The organism is Peribacillus simplex (assembly GCF_001542915.1).
Lineage (GTDB): Bacteria > Bacillota > Bacilli > Bacillales > DSM-1321 > Peribacillus > Peribacillus simplex_B.
Genome location: NZ_LNNH01000012.1, coordinates 616,424 through 636,751, shown reverse-complemented (window position 1 = coordinate 636,751; position 20,328 = coordinate 616,424). Strand labels below are relative to the sequence as shown.

General features: G+C 39.0%; 17 protein-coding genes and 1 pseudogene. 14 read left to right on the top strand and 4 right to left on the bottom strand.

The window, feature by feature from the left end:
• Nucleotides 1–17: 17 nt before the first annotated feature.
• The gene (locus AS888_RS08120; protein WP_155645415.1) at nucleotides 18–365 is read right to left on the bottom strand and encodes a DUF421 domain-containing protein; all 348 of its coding nucleotides are present in this window, start codon (nucleotides 363–365) and stop codon (nucleotides 18–20) included.
• Nucleotides 366–917: 552 nt separating this feature from the next.
• On the opposite strand from AS888_RS08120, the gene AS888_RS08115 reads away from it, so the two are divergent.
• Both AS888_RS08115 and AS888_RS08110 read left to right on the top strand, forming a co-directional pair.
• The gene (locus AS888_RS08115) at nucleotides 918–2,318 is read left to right on the top strand and encodes an MFS transporter (protein WP_061141636.1); all 1,401 of its coding nucleotides are present in this window, start codon (nucleotides 918–920) and stop codon (nucleotides 2,316–2,318) included.
• Between the two features lie 344 nt (nucleotides 2,319–2,662).
• Nucleotides 2,663–3,124 (top strand): GNAT family N-acetyltransferase, encoded by a 462-nt coding sequence (locus AS888_RS08110; RefSeq protein ID WP_061141635.1) that lies wholly within the window; start codon nucleotides 2,663–2,665, stop codon nucleotides 3,122–3,124.
• A gap of 406 nt (nucleotides 3,125–3,530) precedes the next feature.
• On the opposite strand, the gene AS888_RS08105 is transcribed toward AS888_RS08110, so the two are convergent.
• The gene (locus tag AS888_RS08105) at nucleotides 3,531–4,424 is read right to left on the bottom strand and encodes an AraC family transcriptional regulator (RefSeq protein WP_061141634.1); all 894 of its coding nucleotides are present in this window, start codon (nucleotides 4,422–4,424) and stop codon (nucleotides 3,531–3,533) included.
• A 128-nt stretch (nucleotides 4,425–4,552) separates the two neighbouring features.
• Here AS888_RS08105 and melA point away from each other — a divergent pair, with 128 nt between their 5' ends.
• The 8 genes from melA (at nucleotide 4,553) to AS888_RS08070 (ending at nucleotide 12,659) form a co-directional block, all read left to right on the top strand.
• Nucleotides 4,553–5,878, top strand: coding sequence for an alpha-glucosidase/alpha-galactosidase (melA, locus tag AS888_RS08100; RefSeq protein ID WP_061141633.1), 1,326 nt, complete (start codon nucleotides 4,553–4,555; stop codon nucleotides 5,876–5,878).
• 112 nt (nucleotides 5,879–5,990) lie between these two features.
• The gene (locus AS888_RS08095) at nucleotides 5,991–7,103 is read left to right on the top strand and encodes a LacI family DNA-binding transcriptional regulator (RefSeq protein ID WP_061141632.1); all 1,113 of its coding nucleotides are present in this window, start codon (nucleotides 5,991–5,993) and stop codon (nucleotides 7,101–7,103) included.
• Nucleotides 7,100–8,365, top strand: a complete 1,266-nt coding sequence (locus tag AS888_RS08090) for an ABC transporter substrate-binding protein (RefSeq protein WP_061141631.1) — start codon at nucleotides 7,100–7,102, stop codon at nucleotides 8,363–8,365. The genes AS888_RS08095 and AS888_RS08090 overlap by 4 nt, the downstream gene beginning before the upstream one ends.
• Nucleotides 8,366–8,487: 122 nt before the next feature.
• The gene (locus AS888_RS08085; protein ID WP_260320168.1) at nucleotides 8,488–9,363 is read left to right on the top strand and encodes a carbohydrate ABC transporter permease; all 876 of its coding nucleotides are present in this window, start codon (nucleotides 8,488–8,490) and stop codon (nucleotides 9,361–9,363) included.
• Entirely contained in the window at nucleotides 9,363–10,193 is an 831-nt protein-coding gene (locus AS888_RS08080) for a carbohydrate ABC transporter permease (protein ID WP_061141629.1), read from the top strand. The genes AS888_RS08085 and AS888_RS08080 overlap by 1 nt, the downstream gene beginning before the upstream one ends.
• A 222-nt stretch (nucleotides 10,194–10,415) precedes the next feature.
• Nucleotides 10,416–10,589 (top strand): hypothetical protein, encoded by a 174-nt coding sequence (locus tag AS888_RS26115; protein ID WP_185113046.1) that lies wholly within the window; start codon nucleotides 10,416–10,418, stop codon nucleotides 10,587–10,589.
• 220 nt (nucleotides 10,590–10,809) lie between these two features.
• Nucleotides 10,810–11,280 carry a MarR family transcriptional regulator gene (locus AS888_RS08075; protein WP_061141628.1) on the top strand — a complete coding sequence of 157 codons (471 nt, stop codon included), beginning with the start codon at nucleotides 10,810–10,812 and terminating at the stop codon, nucleotides 11,278–11,280.
• A 155-nt stretch (nucleotides 11,281–11,435) separates the two neighbouring features.
• The gene (locus AS888_RS08070) at nucleotides 11,436–12,659 is read left to right on the top strand and encodes an MFS transporter (RefSeq protein ID WP_061141627.1); all 1,224 of its coding nucleotides are present in this window, start codon (nucleotides 11,436–11,438) and stop codon (nucleotides 12,657–12,659) included.
• Nucleotides 12,660–12,886: 227 nt separating this feature from the next.
• Here AS888_RS08070 and AS888_RS08065 read toward each other — a convergent pair whose 3' ends face one another.
• A complete protein-coding gene (locus AS888_RS08065; protein ID WP_061141626.1) occupies nucleotides 12,887–14,467 on the bottom strand; it encodes a histidine kinase N-terminal 7TM domain-containing diguanylate cyclase in 1,581 nt (526 codons plus the stop codon).
• Nucleotides 14,468–14,997: 530 nt separating this feature from the next.
• On the opposite strand from AS888_RS08065, the gene AS888_RS08055 reads away from it, so the two are divergent.
• From AS888_RS08055 to AS888_RS08045, 3 genes are all read left to right on the top strand, one after another.
• Nucleotides 14,998–16,281, top strand: a complete 1,284-nt coding sequence (locus tag AS888_RS08055) for a glycoside hydrolase family 5 protein (protein WP_397251189.1) — start codon at nucleotides 14,998–15,000, stop codon at nucleotides 16,279–16,281.
• 83 nt (nucleotides 16,282–16,364) lie between these two features.
• On the top strand, nucleotides 16,365–17,012 hold the full coding sequence (locus AS888_RS08050) for a response regulator transcription factor (protein WP_061141624.1): 648 nt from the start codon (nucleotides 16,365–16,367) through the stop codon (nucleotides 17,010–17,012).
• Nucleotides 16,996–18,387, top strand: a complete 1,392-nt coding sequence (locus AS888_RS08045) for a sensor histidine kinase (RefSeq protein WP_061141623.1) — start codon at nucleotides 16,996–16,998, stop codon at nucleotides 18,385–18,387. The genes AS888_RS08050 and AS888_RS08045 overlap by 17 nt, the downstream gene beginning before the upstream one ends.
• 133 nt (nucleotides 18,388–18,520) lie before the next feature.
• On the opposite strand, the pseudogene AS888_RS25600 reads toward AS888_RS08045, so the two are convergent.
• Nucleotides 18,521–18,804: pseudogene (locus tag AS888_RS25600) on the bottom strand (IS5/IS1182 family transposase); the annotation flags it as partial.
• A gap of 461 nt (nucleotides 18,805–19,265) precedes the next feature.
• Between AS888_RS25600 and AS888_RS08035 the strand changes: the two are divergent.
• Entirely contained in the window at nucleotides 19,266–20,150 is an 885-nt protein-coding gene (locus tag AS888_RS08035) for a glycoside hydrolase family 73 protein (protein ID WP_061141621.1), read from the top strand.
• Nucleotides 20,151–20,328 lie beyond the last annotated feature (178 nt).

Below are 20,328 nucleotides of genomic sequence, written 5' to 3'. Positions count from 1 at the left end.
TCATTCGTTTTATAAATTTATTTCTGAAGCTTCTTCATAAGCCATTCTTTTGATTTTTTTACGGATTGAAGTTCTTCCTCTTTTATTTTGCCGTCCTCGATTACTAAGATAGAAGGAGGTTCATCTCCAGAATCCAGTCCAAGCATATCAGGTGTGACACTTCCTGTCTCCGTATGAAGCTTTACACTGATTTCCCCGCCTGGCTCAAGATATAAATCACGCACTTTCCGAAGAGTAAATACACCTTGTTTTCGAAGCATGGTACGTACCTGCTCAAGATCCAGATGATTATTTTTCATTTGTTTCATATCCCATTCGCCATTACGGATTATCAATGAAGGTTGCCCTTTGAGCAACTTTTTCATGCTATCTTTTTTCAGGGCGCAAACCTCTATAAAAACCCCCAAAGGCAAATGGCAAATCAATCATTGAATCACCTCATCTACTGTACTATTTCTCCCCTATTGACAAGATTTAAACCAAATAGTACTAGGATTAATTTTTCTATAATGGCACTTTTTATTATAGAGTAGAGATTTATGGACTGAAGGAAAATGGGTTGAACGAATGGATACGGGTATCGAAGGAGAGAAATTTGGTTTTTATCGGATCGCAAAAAAATGTATCCATATAAAGACGCCAGCGTATTTCTTCACTTGCTTTCTTCTCTTTGCAGCGGAGGTATCATCCAAAAGGGCTATTGTAAGCAAATGAATGAATATAATTCTGTTTTTGTATCAAAATAATGAATGTCCAAAGGCTTTTCTGTTTTTGGTGAAGCAGTCTAATATTGGAATTGTTTGCACAGTTTTTTATTTGGGATAACCTGAGAGGGAATACTCGAGATCTGTTTTTGCTCCAGCTAGTCTTCATTTCTCATTCTTGTACAAACGCATCGCATGGAGGTGACATGATTATTGAAGTTTAACAAGAAAAAAATCAACGTTGTGGATATTCAAACAGCGAAGAAAAGTGTGTTTGCCACAGGTGTGGGAAACGCCATGGAGTGGTTTGATTTTGGCTTATATTCCTATTTGGCTGTTATCATTAGTGAAAACTTTTTTAGTGCTGTTGAGAATGATGAGCTAAAATTAGTGTTCACTTTTGCAACCTTTGCCATCGCTTTTTTAATGCGCCCCATTGGCGGTATTATATTCGGTAAAATCGGAGATAGATTAGGAAGAAAAGTCGTTTTAACAACCACGATCATTTTGATGGCTTTTTCAACTTTACTGATTGGTTTATTACCTACATATGATCAAATTGGTATTTGGGCGCCGATCCTTTTATTGATCGCCAGAATTATTCAAGGTTTTTCAACTGGCGGGGAATACGCTGGTGCAATGGTCTATATTGCAGAATCTTCTCCAGATAATAAACGTAATATGCTTGGTAGTGGTTTGGAAATTGGTACGCTGACAGGGTATATATTAGCTTCAATACTTGCCAGTGCACTCTTTATTGTTTTATCTGATCAACAGATGGCCTCATGGGGCTGGAGAATCCCATTTCTACTCGGCTTACCCTTAGGGCTGATTGGATTGTATTTAAGAAAAAGTTTAGAAGAATCACCGATTTTTGAAAATGAACTTTCTGGTGACGAAGTCCAAGAGGAAGGCTTCCTATCTATTCTAAAAAATCACAAGAAAGATATTATCGTATGCTTTGTAGCTGTTGCCTTCTTTAATATTACAAGCTATATGCTATTATCATACATGCCTTCTTATTTAGATACGATCATTGGATTATCGAGTACTGTAGGAACCGTATTAATTACAGTTATCATGGTAATCATGGTGCCGCTAACTTTAATGTTTGGAAAGCTCAGTGATAAAATAGGCAACAAGACGATTTTATTACTCGGTTTAGGCGGATTGACCTTATTATCTGCCATTTCTTTTTATTTGATAAACTTGAATGCTTTAGTATTTATTTCGTTAGGGATCTTCATTTTAGGTGTACTGCTTTCAACCTATGAAGGCACGATACCCGGATCGTTACCAACGATGTTCTATACGGATATTCGATATCGGACATTGTCAGTGACCTTTAATGTCTCGGTTTCAATATTCGGCGGAACCACTCCATTGGTTTGCACATGGCTTGTTCACCAAACGGGAAATAACTTAGCACCTGGATTTTATCTGACAGTGGTGAGTATTATCGGATTTTTAGTGATATTATTCTTGTTCGATAGTACTTCAGGAAAATCCCTAAAAGGGTCTTACCCAACAGTCGCATCTAAATCCGATTTTCAGGAAGCAGTTGAAAATCCAAAAGATTCACTATGGTGGCAAAATGAACGAAGAGACAAATAAGTGTAATTAAATAGCATCAGTCAGCCGAATGACTACCCGAAATATAGACACTCGAACAAGAGCGTCTGTATTTCGGGTTTTTGTTTTATGTTGGTAATCACGATCAATAAAGTCATGAGGAAACACGAAGGAGTTATGGATGGAAATGACCATTCAAACAAAGGTTCTTGCTTAATTTGGAAGCATCATCCGGCAAGTGGTTTGCTCATTCCCCAATTAATGATCTTTGACTGAAATGCGGAGCGATTTTTATCCAAAATATCGGAGGAAGTAGAAAAGGGCATTTTCATATCAGTCTTGAATTTAATAAAGAAGTATGTCAAACAAAATTGGAGGTGAAATTTATGAAAGTACGCTTGAAATGTGTAACGAGAGAAAATTGGGAAGAGGCATTGGCACTGAAAGTGAAGGAACGGCAAAGGAACTTTGTACCGCCAGTAGCCGTATCACTTGCTAAAGTTTATATAAAACCAGACGGGGATAATATCGTTTATTTGCCCTTCGCCATCTATGACGGAAAGATGATGATCGGCTTTATCATGCATGCTTACGATGAAAATACGGCGAATATGTATTGGATAAACGGATTCATGATTGATGAGAGTCATCAAGGTAAAGGGTATGGCAGGGCGGCACTGTCTGAGATGGTTCATTGGATAGCGAATAGGTTTACTGGTTGTAAAGAAATTCGGCTCACGGTATTCAAAGAAAACGAAAATGCACGGGAATTATATAAACGTTTTGGCTTCCTTCCCACAGGGGATGTATATGGACAAGAAGATGTGTGGTTTCTGCCTCTAAAATAACGACGGTTCTCCTGAATGAATAAGGGGTGTTTTTAAGGATAGAAGGATGGACTTCTAAAAAATACATGTAAAAACCATCTCCTATCCTGACAAAATAGGAGATGCATCAAAATGATGGAAGCCTGTCGGTTATATAACCATGATGATCTCGGAAATGGATGAAATCGATCGGTTTTATCCATGTTAACGCTAATAATTGATATGAATTGATTCAAAATACGCTCTTAACATAATTAATTGAATGAATGACAGATTTTAAGGGTAAATTTGTTTAAAATTATGGGGCCTTTTGTGGATTTCATGGCAGCTTGAAATTAGGGACGTACTTGTCCTTTTGTTACACGGATGGTTTTTTATTGAGAAACAAGAATGAGGTGGGGCAGATCCATTCTCTCGACTTACATAGCTAATCAATAATGACATGCTGAAATTCCGGCATTTTCTTATCTTTTCGAAAACTGTCTGCAGAGTTGCCAATCATTTTCTTGAAAACTTTACTAAAATAATTCGCATTATCATAGCCTGTTTCCGTTGCGATTTCCTGAATCGTCTTATTTGTGATTGATAAGAGTTCCATTGCTTTCTGTATCCGTATCTTCGTCAGAAATTGAATAGGGGTCGTTTTCATGTACTTTTGGAATTTATTCGTAAAATAGTATTTGGACAGTCCGGCATGCTTGGCGATGGATTCCAATGATAGCGGTTCCTGATAGTTTGTCGTCATGAACTGAATCGCCATCAGGATATCATCCGGTATCCCAGGTTGTGGGCTATCCAGTCCTTTCGCAAAACGGTATAGTCCCATGATAAATTCATAGGCAAATGCAGAAGAAGTAAAGGTATCCTCTATGCCTTCATTTAACGCAAATTGATAGATTTTCTGAAGCAAAAAAATTAACGGGGCATTGGCATCCACTGGGACGACCAAGTCAAATTGTTTGATCAGGTGGTCCCAGCATTCCTCGGCTTTATCTCCCTTCAGAGTAATGAAGATAAATTCCCACTCCGGACTTTTTTCAGGAAGATAATAACAATGTTCACTTGGTACTTTGACGATAAATGCTTCGCCAGGTTTAATTGCATACGTTTTTTCACCTACCCGGACTTCTCCATATCCTTTCAGTGTATATTGGAAAATACACGTTTTTAAATCATTTGGTCGCATACGGCCATCCCAGTAATAATCAGTCGACGTTCGTTTTTCCAAACCGATGGAGGTTATCAGAGCTGCCTCAGTTAAAGGCTCTTTTGAAATATGATAGACAAAGCTATGGTTATGGTCATTTGATCGAGATAGCAATATATTACCTCTTTTCCGATTTTATTTACCATTGCCTGGATATTGGAAGCGCTGTATTATTTATTTTAACAATATGTTAATTAAAATTTACTAAATTTTCAACACTAACTTTTAATGGAGGATGACAAATGAAAAAGATTACATTCATCGGCGCGGGAAGTACCATTTTTACCAAAAACGTATTGGGTGACTGCATGTTGTCTCCGTCCCTCCAGGATTTTGAATTTGCTTTGTTCGATATTGACCCCGACCGTCTTTTAGAATCAGGAGTATTGCTCAACGCTTTGAAAAGAACAGTAAATGCCGGTGTTACGATCAAGACATACACAGATCGAAAAGAAGCATTGCATGGTGCAAAATATGTGATTAATGCCATTCAAGTCGGAGGATACAAGCCGAGTACAGTCATTGATTTTGACATTCCGAAAAAGTATGGCCTCCGTCAGACAATTGCCGACACAATTGGAATTGGGGGACTGTTCCGTGCGCTGCGTACGATTCCCGTCATGCTGGAGATTGCTAAGGATATCGAAGAAGTTTGCCCGGATGCTTGGCTCTTGAATTACACAAACCCGATGGCCACACTAACAGGAGCTGTTTTACGGCATACAAATGTGAAAATGGTTGGCTTATGCCATAGCGTTCAAGTATGTACAAGCGATCTACTAAAAGATCTTGCTATTCCATACGAAAACATTGAAGAACGAATTGCCGGCATTAATCATATGGCATGGCTGCTTGAAATCAAATCCAATGGCAAGGATTTATATCCTGAAATTAAGAAACGGGCGAAAGAAAAGCAAAAATCAAAGCATCATGACATGGTCCGCTATGAGCTAATGGACAAATTCGGATACTATGTGACGGAATCTTCTGAACATAACTCGGAATATCATCCTTTTTTCATTAAAGACAAATATCCTGAATTAATTGAACGATTCAATATTCCCCTAGATGAATATCCACGTCGATGTGAAGAACAAATTGCCAATTGGTTAAGAACGAAAGAAGAGCTGATGAATGACGAAAATGTAACGCATGAGCGCTCCAAAGAGTATGGATCGCGCATTATCGAAGCGATGGAAACGAACGAACCATTCGTATTTGGCGGCAACGTGTTAAATACCGGCGGCCTCATTTCCAATTTGCCGGAAAAAGCAGTTGTAGAGGTGCCTTGTATTGCGAATCGAAATGGCATTACACCAGCCTATATGGGTGAACTTCCGGAACAGCTTGCAGCGTTGAACCGCTCAAATATCAATACACAGCTATTGACCATTGAAGCAGCTATGACAAAATCATCCGAAAAAATTTATCAGGCCGCTATGCTTGATCCTCATACGGCGGCTGAGCTTTCCATGGATGATATTATCAGCTTGTGTGACGACTTAATTGAAGCGCATGGCGAGATGCTCCCGGAATATAAAATGGATAAAAAAGCTATCAAACAGTAAAACTTTCCGAAGTTAAATATCAGAACATTCTGATTATATAATCGTGAGCGATATCTTTCCATGCTACACTCATTTTGTTCAGTAAAATTTACTAAAAATTGAGGGAAGTCAAATGGCAACAATTAAAGATATTGCCAAACAAACGAATTTATCCGCTTCTACCGTGTCGCGAGTCTTAAATCATGATGAAACACTTTCTGCTTCACCAGAAACGAAACAAAGAGTTTTCCAGATGGCCAGAGAATTAAATTATCGGACGGTCAAAAGCAGGCGCATGCAAAATCTGGTCCATCAAAAAGAAGCAGGTAAAACAGGAGATACAAAAATTGGAATGGTACTGCTTCAGTCACAAAAGGAAGAAGCAAAAGATCCATACTGGCAGTCCATTCGGGAAGGCATTGAAAAAGAAAGTGCCGACAGGGGAATCACTTCGTTAAAGTTAATACGGCTTCAGCATATGGTCAAAGCAAAAGATGATCTTTCAGAACTGGACGGATTAGTTGTGGTTGGACGGATAGACACACAGATTCTTGAATCAATTTACGAATATAACCGCAATATTGTTCTTATTAACCAAGACGCGCATAAAGATCAATTCGATTCAATCATCTTTGATTACGAAAAAGCAGCCAGCCTGGCGATGGATCATCTGGGTGATTGTGGGTACAAGCGAATTGGCTATATTGGAGGGACAGAACGAATATCCGTCGAAGAAGCACAGGCATTGAAGAAGAAGGTTTATATACCTGACGCGCGCAAAACCGTTTATGAAAGCAAAATGAAGGAGCGAAATGCCTATGATCGGGATTTACTGTTTGTAAAAGAATATTCCATTCACTCCGGCTACGATTTAATGAAAGGTGCGGTTGGAAAGGGCAGCTTGCCAGAAGCATTTTTTATCGCGAGTGACTCAATGGCAATTGGTGCCATAAGAGCGCTTCAGGAGGCAAATATCCGTGTTCCGGATGATGTAGCAATCGTCAGTTTTAACGATATCGAAATGGCCCAATTTACAACACCGCCGCTGACAACCGTGAAAATCCCCACGGAAGAAATGGGCCGGTTTGGCGTCAAAATGATGCTTGATAGGTTAGAAGGCCGGGAAATGCCTGTAAAGATTATCGTTCCAACCACTTTAATTGTCCGGGAGAGCTGCGGTGTAAAAATGAAGAAGCTGGCAGAAAATCATCCACTAAAAGATATTCATTTGGAGGGAAATCCATGAAAAAACGAATGGTATTATCCGTACTTTCTATATCAGCATTGATTGCACTGACAGCCTGTGGAAATAACAGCGTGGATAGCGGAGGAGAAAGCGGCGGTCAAGTTAAATTGACACTTATGTCCACGGCAACGGTAAAAGCGGACATGGATACGTTTAAAGAAATCGTAGCGGATTTCGAGAAAGAAAACCCAAATATTGATATTGAAGATACATACCCAGGGGACGGTTACGAAGACCTTGCACGCGTTAAAATGGCAGCGGATGACATGCCTGACCTATTCGACACGCACGGGTGGGCAAAAAGTCGGTATGGGGAGTACACTGAAGATTTAGGTGATATGGAATGGGCAGCAAACTTGGATCCGGCGATGAAGCCTATTTTGACGGACGATGAAGGAAAACTTCACGCCTTTCCAATTAACCAGGCTCTGGACGGATTGTCTTACAATAAAACCCTTCTAGATGAATATGGCATTGAAGCACCGTCTACATTCGATGAATTCATGGAGGCACTTGAAGCCGTTAAAGAAAAAAGTAATGGAAAAGTCGTACCATTTTGGCTGGGAGGGTCTGATAAAAGCCAATTTGGCCAATATTTTGATCAATTTTCAACGCCGCTCCTTATCACCGATAAAGAAGACAGCTATAAAAAAGAGCTTTTGGACGGGTCCTTTGATTGGTCCAACTACACGTATCTTCCTGAAAAGCTGAAAGAAATGAATGATAAGGGATTGTTGAATAAAGACGTGCTGACAGCCCAATTAACACAGGGTCCAGAATTGATGGCACAAAATAAAATTGCGTTTACGATGCTGAACGGTTCTATTGGCCGTGAAGTAACGAAGCTGAATCCGGAATTGAAAGTTGGCACCATGCCGGTTCCCGCTATTCATCCCGGCGATTCACCTAGCTGGATCGGGGGAGAACGACTGACGCTTGCCGTATCGAAAAAATCGGAACATCTTGAAGAAGCAAAGCAATTTATCGAGTATATTGCCCAGCCGGAAGTAGCGAAAAAATTCGCGGAAGGAACGTCTCTTCCATCAGCGTTGACAAATGTAGAAGCAGACAATTACTTTGCGGAATTTTATAAACAATATGAAGGAACACAGATTCAGCCTTATTTTGATCGCATGTATTTGCCAAGCGGTATGTGGGATCCGATGGGCTCAACGGGACAAGAACTTATTGCTGGGACGATGGAGCCCGAACAGGTTTCTAAAAAAATGGCACAGGAATACACACGGTTAAGAGGTAAATAGCAGCATTTGGAAAAGGAGCGGACACCAGCTCCTTTTCTCCAATAGCTTAGAAAAAGGAGCTGGATAAAATGGCTGTAGTGCTGACGAAGGCAGCTGAAAAAACGAAAACGACGAGTCGAAAAATGAAAAAAACCCGGCGGGAATCTTCACTGTGGTGGATGTATCTGCCTAGTGCCCTGATTGTGTGTTTGTTTATTATCTATCCATTCTTGGACGGCATCAGGATCTCATTTACAAACTGGAACGGCTTCTCACAGACGTATGACTATGTTGGGCTTGATCAATATAAGCGGATGTTTGCCGACCCTGATACATGGCTAGTGGTGAAAAATACATTGCTTTTTGGCATTGGCAGCACGATTTTACAAAACATCGTTGGACTAGGATACGCTCTATTGCTCAATCACAATTTAAAAGTACGATCCTTTACGAGAACGATCATTTATTTGCCTGTTATTATCAGCCCACTTATTATGGGGTACATCTGGTATTTCTTCTTTGCATTCCAGGGCGGTGCGTTAAACGATATTATGATGTTTTTTGGCAAAGAGCCAATAAACGCACTCGGCAATCCAGCGGTCAATCCTTACATAATTGTATTCGTTAACACATTCCAGTTTGTTGGTATTGCGATGATTATTTATCTTGCTGGTTTGCAAAGCATTTCAAAAGATTACTTTGAAGCAGCGGATATTGATGGGGCGACTGGCTGGCAAAAGTTTAAAAACATTACCATTCCTCTATTAATGCCTTCAATCACGATTAATATCGTACTGAACATTATCGGCGGATTAAAACTGTTTGATGTAATCGTTGCATTGACGAACGGCGGTCCGGGAAATGCATCTCAGTCGATGTCGACATTTATGTATAACTTGTATTTTTCAAGACAGGATGCGGGTTACGCCGCAACGCAAGGGATATTAATGGCGCTGATTATTTTAGTCATCAGTATGGCTGCGCTTTTCTACTTTAAACGAAAAGAGGTTGAAGCTTAATGGGGCAACTTTCATCACGGACGAAATGGTTGCTGACCGCACTGGCGCTGTTAATCACTGCGTTTCACCTGATCCCATTTTATATTTTGATTACGACGTCCTTAAAAAAGACGGGCGATTTTACATCCAAATGGTCTTTTCCCGATTACTTTGACACAGAAAACTTCGCGCTCGCGTGGGAACATGCTAATCTGGGGAATGCATTTGTAAACACGGCAATCATTACAATCCTCTCTGCCGTGCTTCTCATCTTTTTCGGCTCCATGTCAGCATATGCACTGGCAAGAAGAACTACAAAGCTAAACAAATACATGTATTTTCTATTTGTCGGGGTTATGGTTATCCCCCCACTGACAGCACTTGTTCCATTGTACCGACTTGTTGTCGATATCGGGCTCATGAATACGCATTTGGTTGCGATTTTAAACAACGTCGCCGCCTTTATGCCATTGACGATTTTCTTATATGCAGGTTTTATCCGCTCAACCATTCCCAAAGAATTAGAAGAAGCCGCAAAACTAGACGGCGCCAGCACGCTAGGTGTATTTTTCAAAGTGGTATTTCCACTTTTGAAACCGATTACAGCAACAGTGTTGATCATTTCATCCGTATACATTTGGAACGACTACCAATTTGCAATTTTCTTCCTTCAAGATTCAAGTGTGCAGACATTGACCGTTGCACTTGCAGGCTTCTTTGGACAGAATGCCAGCCAGCTCAACCTCGTTGCTGCCGCCGCTTTAATGGCGTCGCTTCCTATGGTGATCGTATTCCTATTTCTGCAGAGGTTCTTCGTCGAAGGACTTGCGGCTGGAAGTGTAAAGGGATGATCGTTCAGGTCCGGTTTTATAACGGGCCTTTTTTTGTTGAACACCCCCACCTCGAAAACCTACTGTTTCCTTGGATTATCAAATCAGGTTTTTTAATTGAACTAGATGTGCGTCTTTACGAGCGCAAGCACTGTATCCAATGATTTTCCGATTATAAAGGTCGACAAATACATAGGGTATTTATGCTATAATTCCCAATATAAAAGATTGGAGAGAGAAACAATGAACTGGGTAGACTTCATGGCACTTTCTGGTATACTATTTTATTTAATTCCAATAGCATTTATTGCTTGGTTTTTAATCAGCTTTATCAAAACTCAAAAGGAAAGAAACACTTTACTAAGAGACATTTCGTTAAAGTTAGATAATGATAAAATGGCCAAAAAGGAAGAGTGATAAAAATACTCTTTCTTTTTCATTGTTCATTTTATTATTTCTGACAAAGTTGCTTGCCGTTTGGATATTGGTTTATTTAACTAGCGTGAATATACAAAGTATTAAACGCAGCTTCCTTTTATTATAGATGAATTCCTGAAGTAATAATTCCGTATTGTTGAAATGGAAACAAAAACTCCATATAATATGGGTAATGCACCATCGGGCGGGAGGACAGGCCATGAACAAAGAGGAACAGTTCATAATCGGTTTCAGGGAATTATATAACAAGATGGTTTGGCTTAATAAAGATAAGATGGAAGAGGGCCTCAAGGGTTATAAGCCTTCAGAAGTACATTGCATCGAATATATTGAAAAGAATATAGATTCCAACGTGACAAAACTTGCGGAGTCCTTTTATATGACTCGCGGTGCCATAAGTAGGTTGACTAAGAAGCTCATAAAAAAAGGCCTTATCGAAAGCTACCAGAAGTCGGATAACAAGAAAGAAATTTATTTTAGGCTTACTGAGCAAGGGAAGGAAGTTTATAAAATCCATGAGGAGCTGCACAAAGAATTTCAAGAGCGGGATAAAGGTGTATTTGAACAGGTAACCGAGGAACAATTTGACAGTATGCTAAGCTTCTTGGAAAAGTATAACAGCCATTTGGATGCAGAAATAAAAAAACAGGATCTTGGTATTAAGTCTTGATAAATTTGAACAAGGGAATGAAATCAAAGGCAGCCCAACTCTACGGAGAACGGGCTGCCTTTTTATTACTGTTATTTTGTTGACAAGGAAACAAAATAACGTTATTGTTTTGTTGACGAGGAAACAAAAAGATAACTGTTGAGGAGAATATCCAAATGTCCAAATTCAGATCACACAATGAACGGAATACAGAACGAACCATCAATAAACACGCTTTGATATTCGGTCTTATCTCTGTGTTTCTTTGCGGGATAGGCTTCAGTATCATAATGCCGGTCGTTCCATTTTTAGTGCAGCCTTATACAAGCAATCCGGGAGAACAAGCTATAGCCGTAACGCTTCTGACCTCTGTATATGCCGTTTGCGTGTTTTTCGCGGCCCCCGTACTTGGAGCTTTGAGCGACAAATATGGCCGCCGTCCAATGCTATTGGTTTGCCTTTTTGGTTCCGCAATCGGGTATATAGTTTTCGGATTGGGCGGAGCTTTATGGGTGTTGTTTGCTGGGCGCATAATAGAAGGTATAACAGGCGGAAGCATAAGCACGATCTTCGCCTATTTTGCAGACATCATTCCTCCAGAACAGAGAACCAAATATTTTGGATGGGTAAGTGCGGTTGTTGGAGTGGGCACCGTCATTGGCCCCGCTCTAGGCGGATTTCTTGCCAAGTTTGGTTATTCTGTACCCATGTATTTTGGAGCCATAATAACATTATTGAATGTTGTTTATGGAGCCTTATATATGCCTGAGAGCCTTGACAAAAATAATCGACTGAAAGAGATTCCCTTTGTAAGACTGAATCCTTTTACACAGCTGGTGAACGTACTTTCCATGAAAAACTTAAAAAGGCTGCTGGTCTCAGCGTTCTTGCTTTGGATCCCCAACGGATCTTTACAGGCAATTTTTTCACAATTTACCATGGACACTTTCAGTTGGAAGCCTGCACTAATCGGACTTATGTTTTCGATCATGGGCTTCCAGGACATCATTTCGCAAGGTTTCATAATGCCAAAGCTTTTGAAAACATGCAGTGATAATCAGATAGCCATCCTTGGAATGGTTTCGGAGATCATAGGCTACAGTTTGATTGCACTATCTGCATTATTTTCATTCTATCCTCTTTTTATTGCGGGGATGTTTATATTTGGGTTTGGTGATTCGGTCTTCGGTCCTTCATTCAATGGGATGCTCTCGAAGTCTGTCGATTCCAGTGAACAAGGAAGGATTCAAGGAGCCAGCCAATCTATTCAGGCTTTCGCAAGAATGATTGGGCCTCTCATTGGCGGTCAAATCTATGTAACATTTGGTCATGCTGCACCCGCTTTTATGGGGATGATCCTTATAGCAGCGGCAATAGCGGTTTTGCATAAGGGTACGTAGGCGTATAGGTAAATTGCCATCATTGTCTAACTTAGTGCAGCCGATTCATGATCCACTAATGGCGGGAGGCACCCTCGATACTGAAAATTAATGATTGGAGTTTCCTGCCCATTTTAGTTGCTTGTCTTTGCTTGTAAACTTCTTCTGTGTAATACACTCTTTTGCCGATAGAAAAACAGCCGCTAATCATATACGATTAGCGGCTGTTTTTTCCTTGCTTCATTTAACTAACTGGGTCTTTCCATAATTGTGGAGACTTTTTTATTATGGACATGTACTTGATTACGACCAGCTCGTTTTGCTGAGTATAAAGCTTCATCTGCTTTATGTAAAAGCTGATGTAGTGTTTCCCCTGTCCCGAACGTTGCCTCGGAAACCCCGCAGCTTATTGTAACAGAAATCATCTCATCAGCAGTACTTAAAGGATTTGTCTCTATAAACCTACGCAACTGATTAGCTAAGGTTTCGCCTTCTGATACCGTCCCCTTCAGTGCAAGCACGAACTCTTCACCGCCATAACGAGCAAAGAGAATATCTTCACTCAATTGCAATTGACAAGCGCTTACTACATGTTTTAGTAATTGATCACCAACATTATGACCATAAGTATCATTCACTCTTTTAAAATAATCTATATCAATTAAAATGATCGTAAATGGCAGGGAAACCTCTTTTGCTGGAGGAAACACTTTCTCGCATTTTTCAAAAAATGCCCGACGATTATAAATTTGTGTAAGCTCATCATGATAAGCTAGATGCTCTAATTTCATCTGCAGTCTTTTAAGCTCCGTGATATCCGTGAAAATAATCAATGAGCCTACAATATTACCATGATGCAATGAAGAAGTACGAACTTGATAAATATGTCTGGAATGATCGATAGCTAATTCTATTTCACAAGTAAACGCATTATTCCCTAACTTTAAAGGAAATGAGTCTCCTGATGTTAGTTTGAACCAAATCTTAGCAAAATCCATACCAAACAAGGATTCATTCAATTTTGGAAACATGCTTTTACACGCTTTGTTAAACTCAATTAAACGATAGGATTCATCCAATACAATAACACCATCATTGATACTATTGAAAATCGTATCTTTTGCGATGGGCATGAGAGTAAACATACGTGATGAGCTAATGGACCATAAATATAAAAGCGAAGAAATCCATAAAACCATTGGTACTGGATCGAATCCTGGGGGAGTTAATCCAAGTAAGTATATAAAAGCTGTTAGCATAGGGAGAAATTGGCCACAAATTAACGAGAATATTTGCAGTCGATAAATCTTGGCCGTCTCTTTCCAGTGAGAGAGTAATAGTAAAAAAGCTACAAACATACAAGCAAATGTGAAAACACCATGAATCATATACCATATTCCTATCTCTTGGTGAATATATGGAGCTCCCAAAGCTGGGTCAATTTCAAATATTCTATAATGAAAATGATGTAAATCATTCGTGGCAACCATTATTAAACTAATAAAAGGGATAGTAAGAAGAAAAACACCCATTTTTCTTGTGATTTTTATTCCTAGATACTGCATGATAAACATTAAACCTAAAGGTGGAGAAAAGGGCATGCCAATATATTCAATGATCGTCCAGAACTTTATTTGTTCAAGTGTTGTCGCCATTAAGTAAAAAGCAGAAGCGAAACAATATATCGTAATGGAAGCAGAGTAAAGAACAAAAAAATTAGCAATATTGGTATAGTTATATCGCTTGAAAAAAACAAATAGGCATAAATACAAATTAAGTACTCCTGAGGTACAGATTACAGTAATAAAAGCAGTCAATTGTGAATTCACGGTTATAAACCCCATTTTGAATAAAACTTTATCCTAAATGTAGCATACATGAAAATAAATGGGGAGATTTTGTAGAATAACTTCTTTATAGCGTTATTGTTAAAAAAGGGGATTGTTTAGAGGACGTAGCCAACAGACTACTAATCCTAGGGATCCTATTTCTTGTATGACTTCCCGTCAAATCTGGATTATTCTACTCTATCGAATCAAAGTCAGATAGATACGATAATCATTTTCTTAGTAAAAAGGAAATGGTTTTCAAAAAAACGTGATTACCGCTATTGGGAATATGAAGGTTATATAAAACAGACTATAAAAATGCAGAGGATACATGACAAAATGTGCCCCTGCATTTTTAGAGTAGAGAAAGCAATGATACACGTAAGAATTGGCTTACTTTACATATACTTTGCAAGCCAGTCAAATCATGATTGTTGGTTCAGTGGTGATTGTGATATTCCTGTAACAAACATTTTCTACAATGGATGTGAAGTGGAAGACTTCAAAAAACAAGTTTAGGAGCGAACCTAATGAAATCCATGAAAATTCTGCTATCCATTATATTGACAATGATGATACTAGCCGTCTCGGGCTGCAGTACGATGCAACAGGAGGAAGAAGATGAACCACAATTAATTGCTAACAAATCAAATGGGAAAATGGCGTTTTGGGATAAACAGAAAAGAGGAGCGAATTTTATGAATTCCACATCTTTACCCGAAAACTACAAAGCGGCGAAGGAGTTCAATATAGAATTTATTCGCTTGGCTCCGGATAAATGGGCAAAGGATCGTGACTTCCTGTTCAATGACAAGCCTGATGTTCATCCTGAAAGAGATTTTCTGATAGGTAGTGCAAATGAATACGAAGGGATCGATGAGGAGGATTTTGCAGAGTTGGAGGCAGATCTCGATGCTGCGTATGAACGGGGATCAAAAGTTGTCCTGACAGTGCTTAGTCTTCCGGGCAACCGTTGGAGGCAGTTCAATCATTATGAAAATGATGATCGTATTTGGAAAGATACTAAGTATCATGAACAATCTGCATCATTTTGGAGAGATCTTGCACAGAGATTGAAGAATCATCCGGCTGTGGTAGGCTATAACCTGATTAATGAACCACATCCCGAAACAGCTACAGGTTTCGGTGATTTTTGGACAGAGGATTATCGGGAGTGGTATAACAATGTAGAACATACAGCAGCCGATTTAAATGAATTGTATAAAACGATCGTCGATTCTGTTCGAACGGTGGATAAAGAAACACCCATAATCCTTAATTCGGGTCTGTATGCAACGCCATGGGCATTTGAATATTTAAAACCGATTAAGGACGATAAAGTTTTATATGCGTTCCATATGTATGAGCCATATGAAATGACCAGTCAAAATAAACGAAAAGGATTTACCTATAAATATCCTGGGCCGGTAGTAGTGGGAGAAAGGCAAACGGAGAAAGTGTTTAACAAAAATGCATTAGAGGAATTTTTGGAACCTGTAACGAAATGGTCAAAACAAAACAACATACCAGCAAATCGAATTATCGTCGAAGAATTTGGCATAAATCGATTAGTGGAAGGCTCAGATAAATATATGGCTGACCTCATTTCAATTTTCAACCAATATGGATGGCATTGGGCCTTTTATGCATTCCGCGAAGATACGTGGGAGGGGATGGATTATCAACTCGGGAATCAGGCGCCAAATTGGAAATACTGGGAGGCGCTGGAGAATGGAGAAAAGCCAAACCGAGAAGAAATTGAAGTACATAATCCGATTTGGAATGTGTTGAAAAAGGAATTAAAGGGAAATTAACTTCGATTTGTAATAAAACATAAAAAAAAGTGAAGTCTTAATGATAAGGTTTCACTTTTTTGATGGTATAAGGGGAGTTTTTAATGAATATTTTGATAGCTGATGATGAAAAACGATTGACAGACATATTGAAGACTTATTTTGAGAAGGAAGGATTCAATGTGTATGTTGCATACGATGGCGATGAGGCTCTGAGCCTCTTCTTTTCCCATAAAATCGATTTGGTTGTACTGGATTGGATGATGCCAAAATTAAACGGCATGGAAGTCTGTTCTGAAATAAAGAAAGTGAGCTTGGTGAAAGTGGTGATGCTTACAGCAAGATCATCCAATGATGATGAATTCCGTGCTCTGGATATTGGTGCCGATGAGTATATACGTAAACCATTTGACCCGCGAATTTTGATCATTAGAGTCAAAAAAATGCTTGGTTTGGAAAAAACAGTCAGAATCAGGGATTTAAAAATGGATTACCTGAAAATGAAAGTATACAAAAATGGTAAAGAGGTCAAGCTCTCCAAAAAAGAGTTTGAGTTGCTGACATTTTTGTATAAAAATAAAGGTCAGATTTTGGCTCGTGATACGTTGTTATCAATGGTATGGGGGATGAGCTATATCGGCGAAGAAAGAACAGTCGACACTCACATCAATAGATTGCGCGACAAGATTGGTGCCGATAATATCCTCACGCATAGGGGATTGGGGTATAGCTTTCATGATAAAGAGCAATAAAATAAGCATTAAGCTATTATCGATGGTCAGCATCATAATGGTTATCGTTTTCGGTGCTTCCTATTTATTGAACAACTATTTTCTATCTGATTATTATTTGTATAAGATGAAACAAAAACTTACATCAACTTATGATGAAATAAATGAAATGAGTATCAGTGAAATAAGGGAAATGAAAAGTTCCACTGAAAATATTAACAATGTCACGATTGTCGTCATCGAAAACAAAGGGAATATCGATGATTTGAATGAGCGGATGCAATTTAGTCTATATAAAGAGAAAATTCCATTGAACAAGTTTTGGATGTCCGAGGATACATTAAAAAAAGTAAGCGAGGGCATTCCAGTCAAACAGCTTTATAACCAAGGGAAAATTAAATCCAGCTTGCTTACACTATTATATGAGCAGGAGGGACATCTGGTTTTAATCGGGGCAGTTATCGTCCATAACTCCGATGCCATGAAAATTATCAATCAATTGTATTTTTACTCCATCGCTTTCGGGACCATCATTACGTTATTGTTGGTTGCCTATTATTCCAAAAAAATCATTACTCCATTGGAAAAGCTGAAAAGCGTGGCGAAAGATATTGCCAATTTGGACTTTAAACAAGTACATATAAAGTCAGGTGATGAAATTGAAGATCTATCTCACATTATCAATGATATGAGCTGTCGCTTGAAAAATGCCCATCTGCAATTGGAACAGAAAAATCAAAATTTGAATTCCTTGGTATCTAACATATCCCATGAGGTGAAGACACCTTTATCATTAATACAAGCCTATACAGTTGGTATAAAGGATGGCTTAGATGATGGTACATATACGAATGTCATTCTAGAGCAGGTGAAGAATACTTCTGATATGGTGGACCACTTAATTCTGCTTGCTAAAGTGCAGGCACTGGATATCAGCACGGAAACGTTTGATTTAAGAGCGTTTCTTCAACAGTTAATTGTTCACTATAAAATCTTATTGAGTAATAAAGGCATGGAAGTGCGCGAGGACTTGGCTTCAGCCGGGAATTGCATGGTGAAAGCAGATAAAAGCCAAATGGATATCGTCTTCAAAAACCTCATTGCCAATGCGATTAAATATGGGGAAGAGGCTTTTATTTTCATAACTTTGAACAATGAACCCGACGGCAGTTTGAAATTCGAAATAATAAATAAAACAACGATAGTTAAAAAAGAACATTTACAAAATATATGGAATTCTTTTTATGTTATAGAAGAATCGAGAAATAAAGAAATTTCCGGAACGGGTTTAGGCCTGGCAATAGTGGCCAATATATTGGCAAAAAATGATGTAAGATACGAAGCAACTTTAAAAGGAGAGAACATTCACTTTACGATCTGGTTTGAAACACAGTGAAGCATCACCACATTGGTGATGCTTCAGTTTGTAGACAAGAGGGGGTTCGGAATTAAAAATTCCGAACCCCTTTTTAAATTATCTTCGAATGTTCGCTGGATTTTAGAGATCAGGGCTCTACTAGCCCCCTTTGTTAGGAAAGTTTTGGACCTTGCCATGTCCAATTGGTAATCTTTTTTACATTCATGGAAGCGAAAGTAAGCATCGCCTGCATCGACAATTTTCGCATAGACAGGTTTTACATCTTGATGATGACGCAGATGATCAGACCTTCCACATGTGTTTGCCAGATATGCCGTGTCCTTGATGAATTTTGCTGTTTGTACATCGTGATAAAGATGAGCAGGTTGCACAGGTGTGTTGGGGCGATTTGTACTCACGATAGCCACCTTTATTCGTTATTGAGTAGGTTAATAGCGGACGTGAAGTCAATGGCAGCCTATATTTTTCCAACCAAATAGTTCGGTGGCACCAATTGATCTAACGTAATCATTTCAAGTTGATCTTGCTGAACAGAATTATGTTTAGAAGGCATCCTCATCACCTCAAGTTTTAATCCTCCTATTTTAAAACAAAAATGACTCGAGGTAAAAGTGTTCCATCTAAAGGTAAAACAAAGTTGATTGGAACGGAAGGTACGAGACTCCTGCGGGAAAAGCGCGTCTAGGGGAGACACCGTAGGCGTAATGCGCCGAGGAGGCTTCCCGACCGCCCGCGGAAAGCGAGTGCCTGGAGTGGAAAGCTCGTCAACATTGGTGATGCTTTTTTTTTGTCATAATTCTGTGACATATCGGAGGTACTATATACATCATAAATGAAATGTCATTTATTTATTAAATCCGACGATCGAAATAAAGGAATGAAAGGGTGGGGGAACTGTGAGAAGAGCGAGAGTAGGGAAAATTATTATTTTTACTTTAATATTGATAGCAGCTCTGAAAGTAACAAAACATTTTGACATAAACTCGGTTTCTACAGAAAAAATGATGGAAATTCAAAAAGTGGTAGATGAAACAAGTGTCGGGAAAATACAAGTGGATTGGAAAGAGGTAGCTGCCATTGCAAGTGTGGAATATGGAATAGACGCAATGTCAACGGCCGAATTAGAAAAGACGACAAACCTATTCATGGAGAAGAGGAAGAACCAATACCGATTGAAGGAAATGGATGAAGTGTATGAAGCACTGGGTTATGATGCAAAACAAAAAAAGGAAGTTAAAGCTTATTTGAAGCATTTAGATGCTGTGATTGATTTTTCAATGAAAAAAGAAGATAGCGTGCAAATGAATTTCATTTCAAGCTTAAAGGAGGGAGCCATAGAAAATTATAAAGAGTATGGCATTTTGCCTTCTATTACAATTGCACAAGCTATTTTAGAATCAGGTTGGGGAAAATCGGATTTGTCAGTGAAGTATAACAATATCTTCGGGATAAAAAGTTATAACTGGGATGGAGAGTCGGCCAATATTAGGACGAGTGAATTTCTTGATGAGGAAATTCAAGCGGATTTTAGAGTGTATGATACGGTTTCCGATTCACTCAAGGATCATTCAGTCTTTTTAACAGAAAATCCCCGATATGAAAAGCATGGTTTATTTTCTTCTAAAACGTATATCGAGCAGGCAACAGCTCTTCAGGAAGCGGGGTATAGTACAAAAGAAAATGAAGCCGGAAAGAAAATATATAGTGAGTTATTAATAGAATTGATTAGGCAGTATCAATTACAAGTGATGGATAGTGAAGCGCATCTTAAATATGGTTAATGTGTAAGCGTATGTAGTGATAGGTAAATCTGTAACGCGAAAAATCAAAAAGCGTTTTTGTCGGTATCTGAAGGGGCGGGGTGACCATTAAAAAATTACTGGTCGATCTTTTTTCAAATGCCAGGGGAGGACTTACTGGTGCGTGGGACTTCATCCGGAACAAACCTGTCCGTCCCTT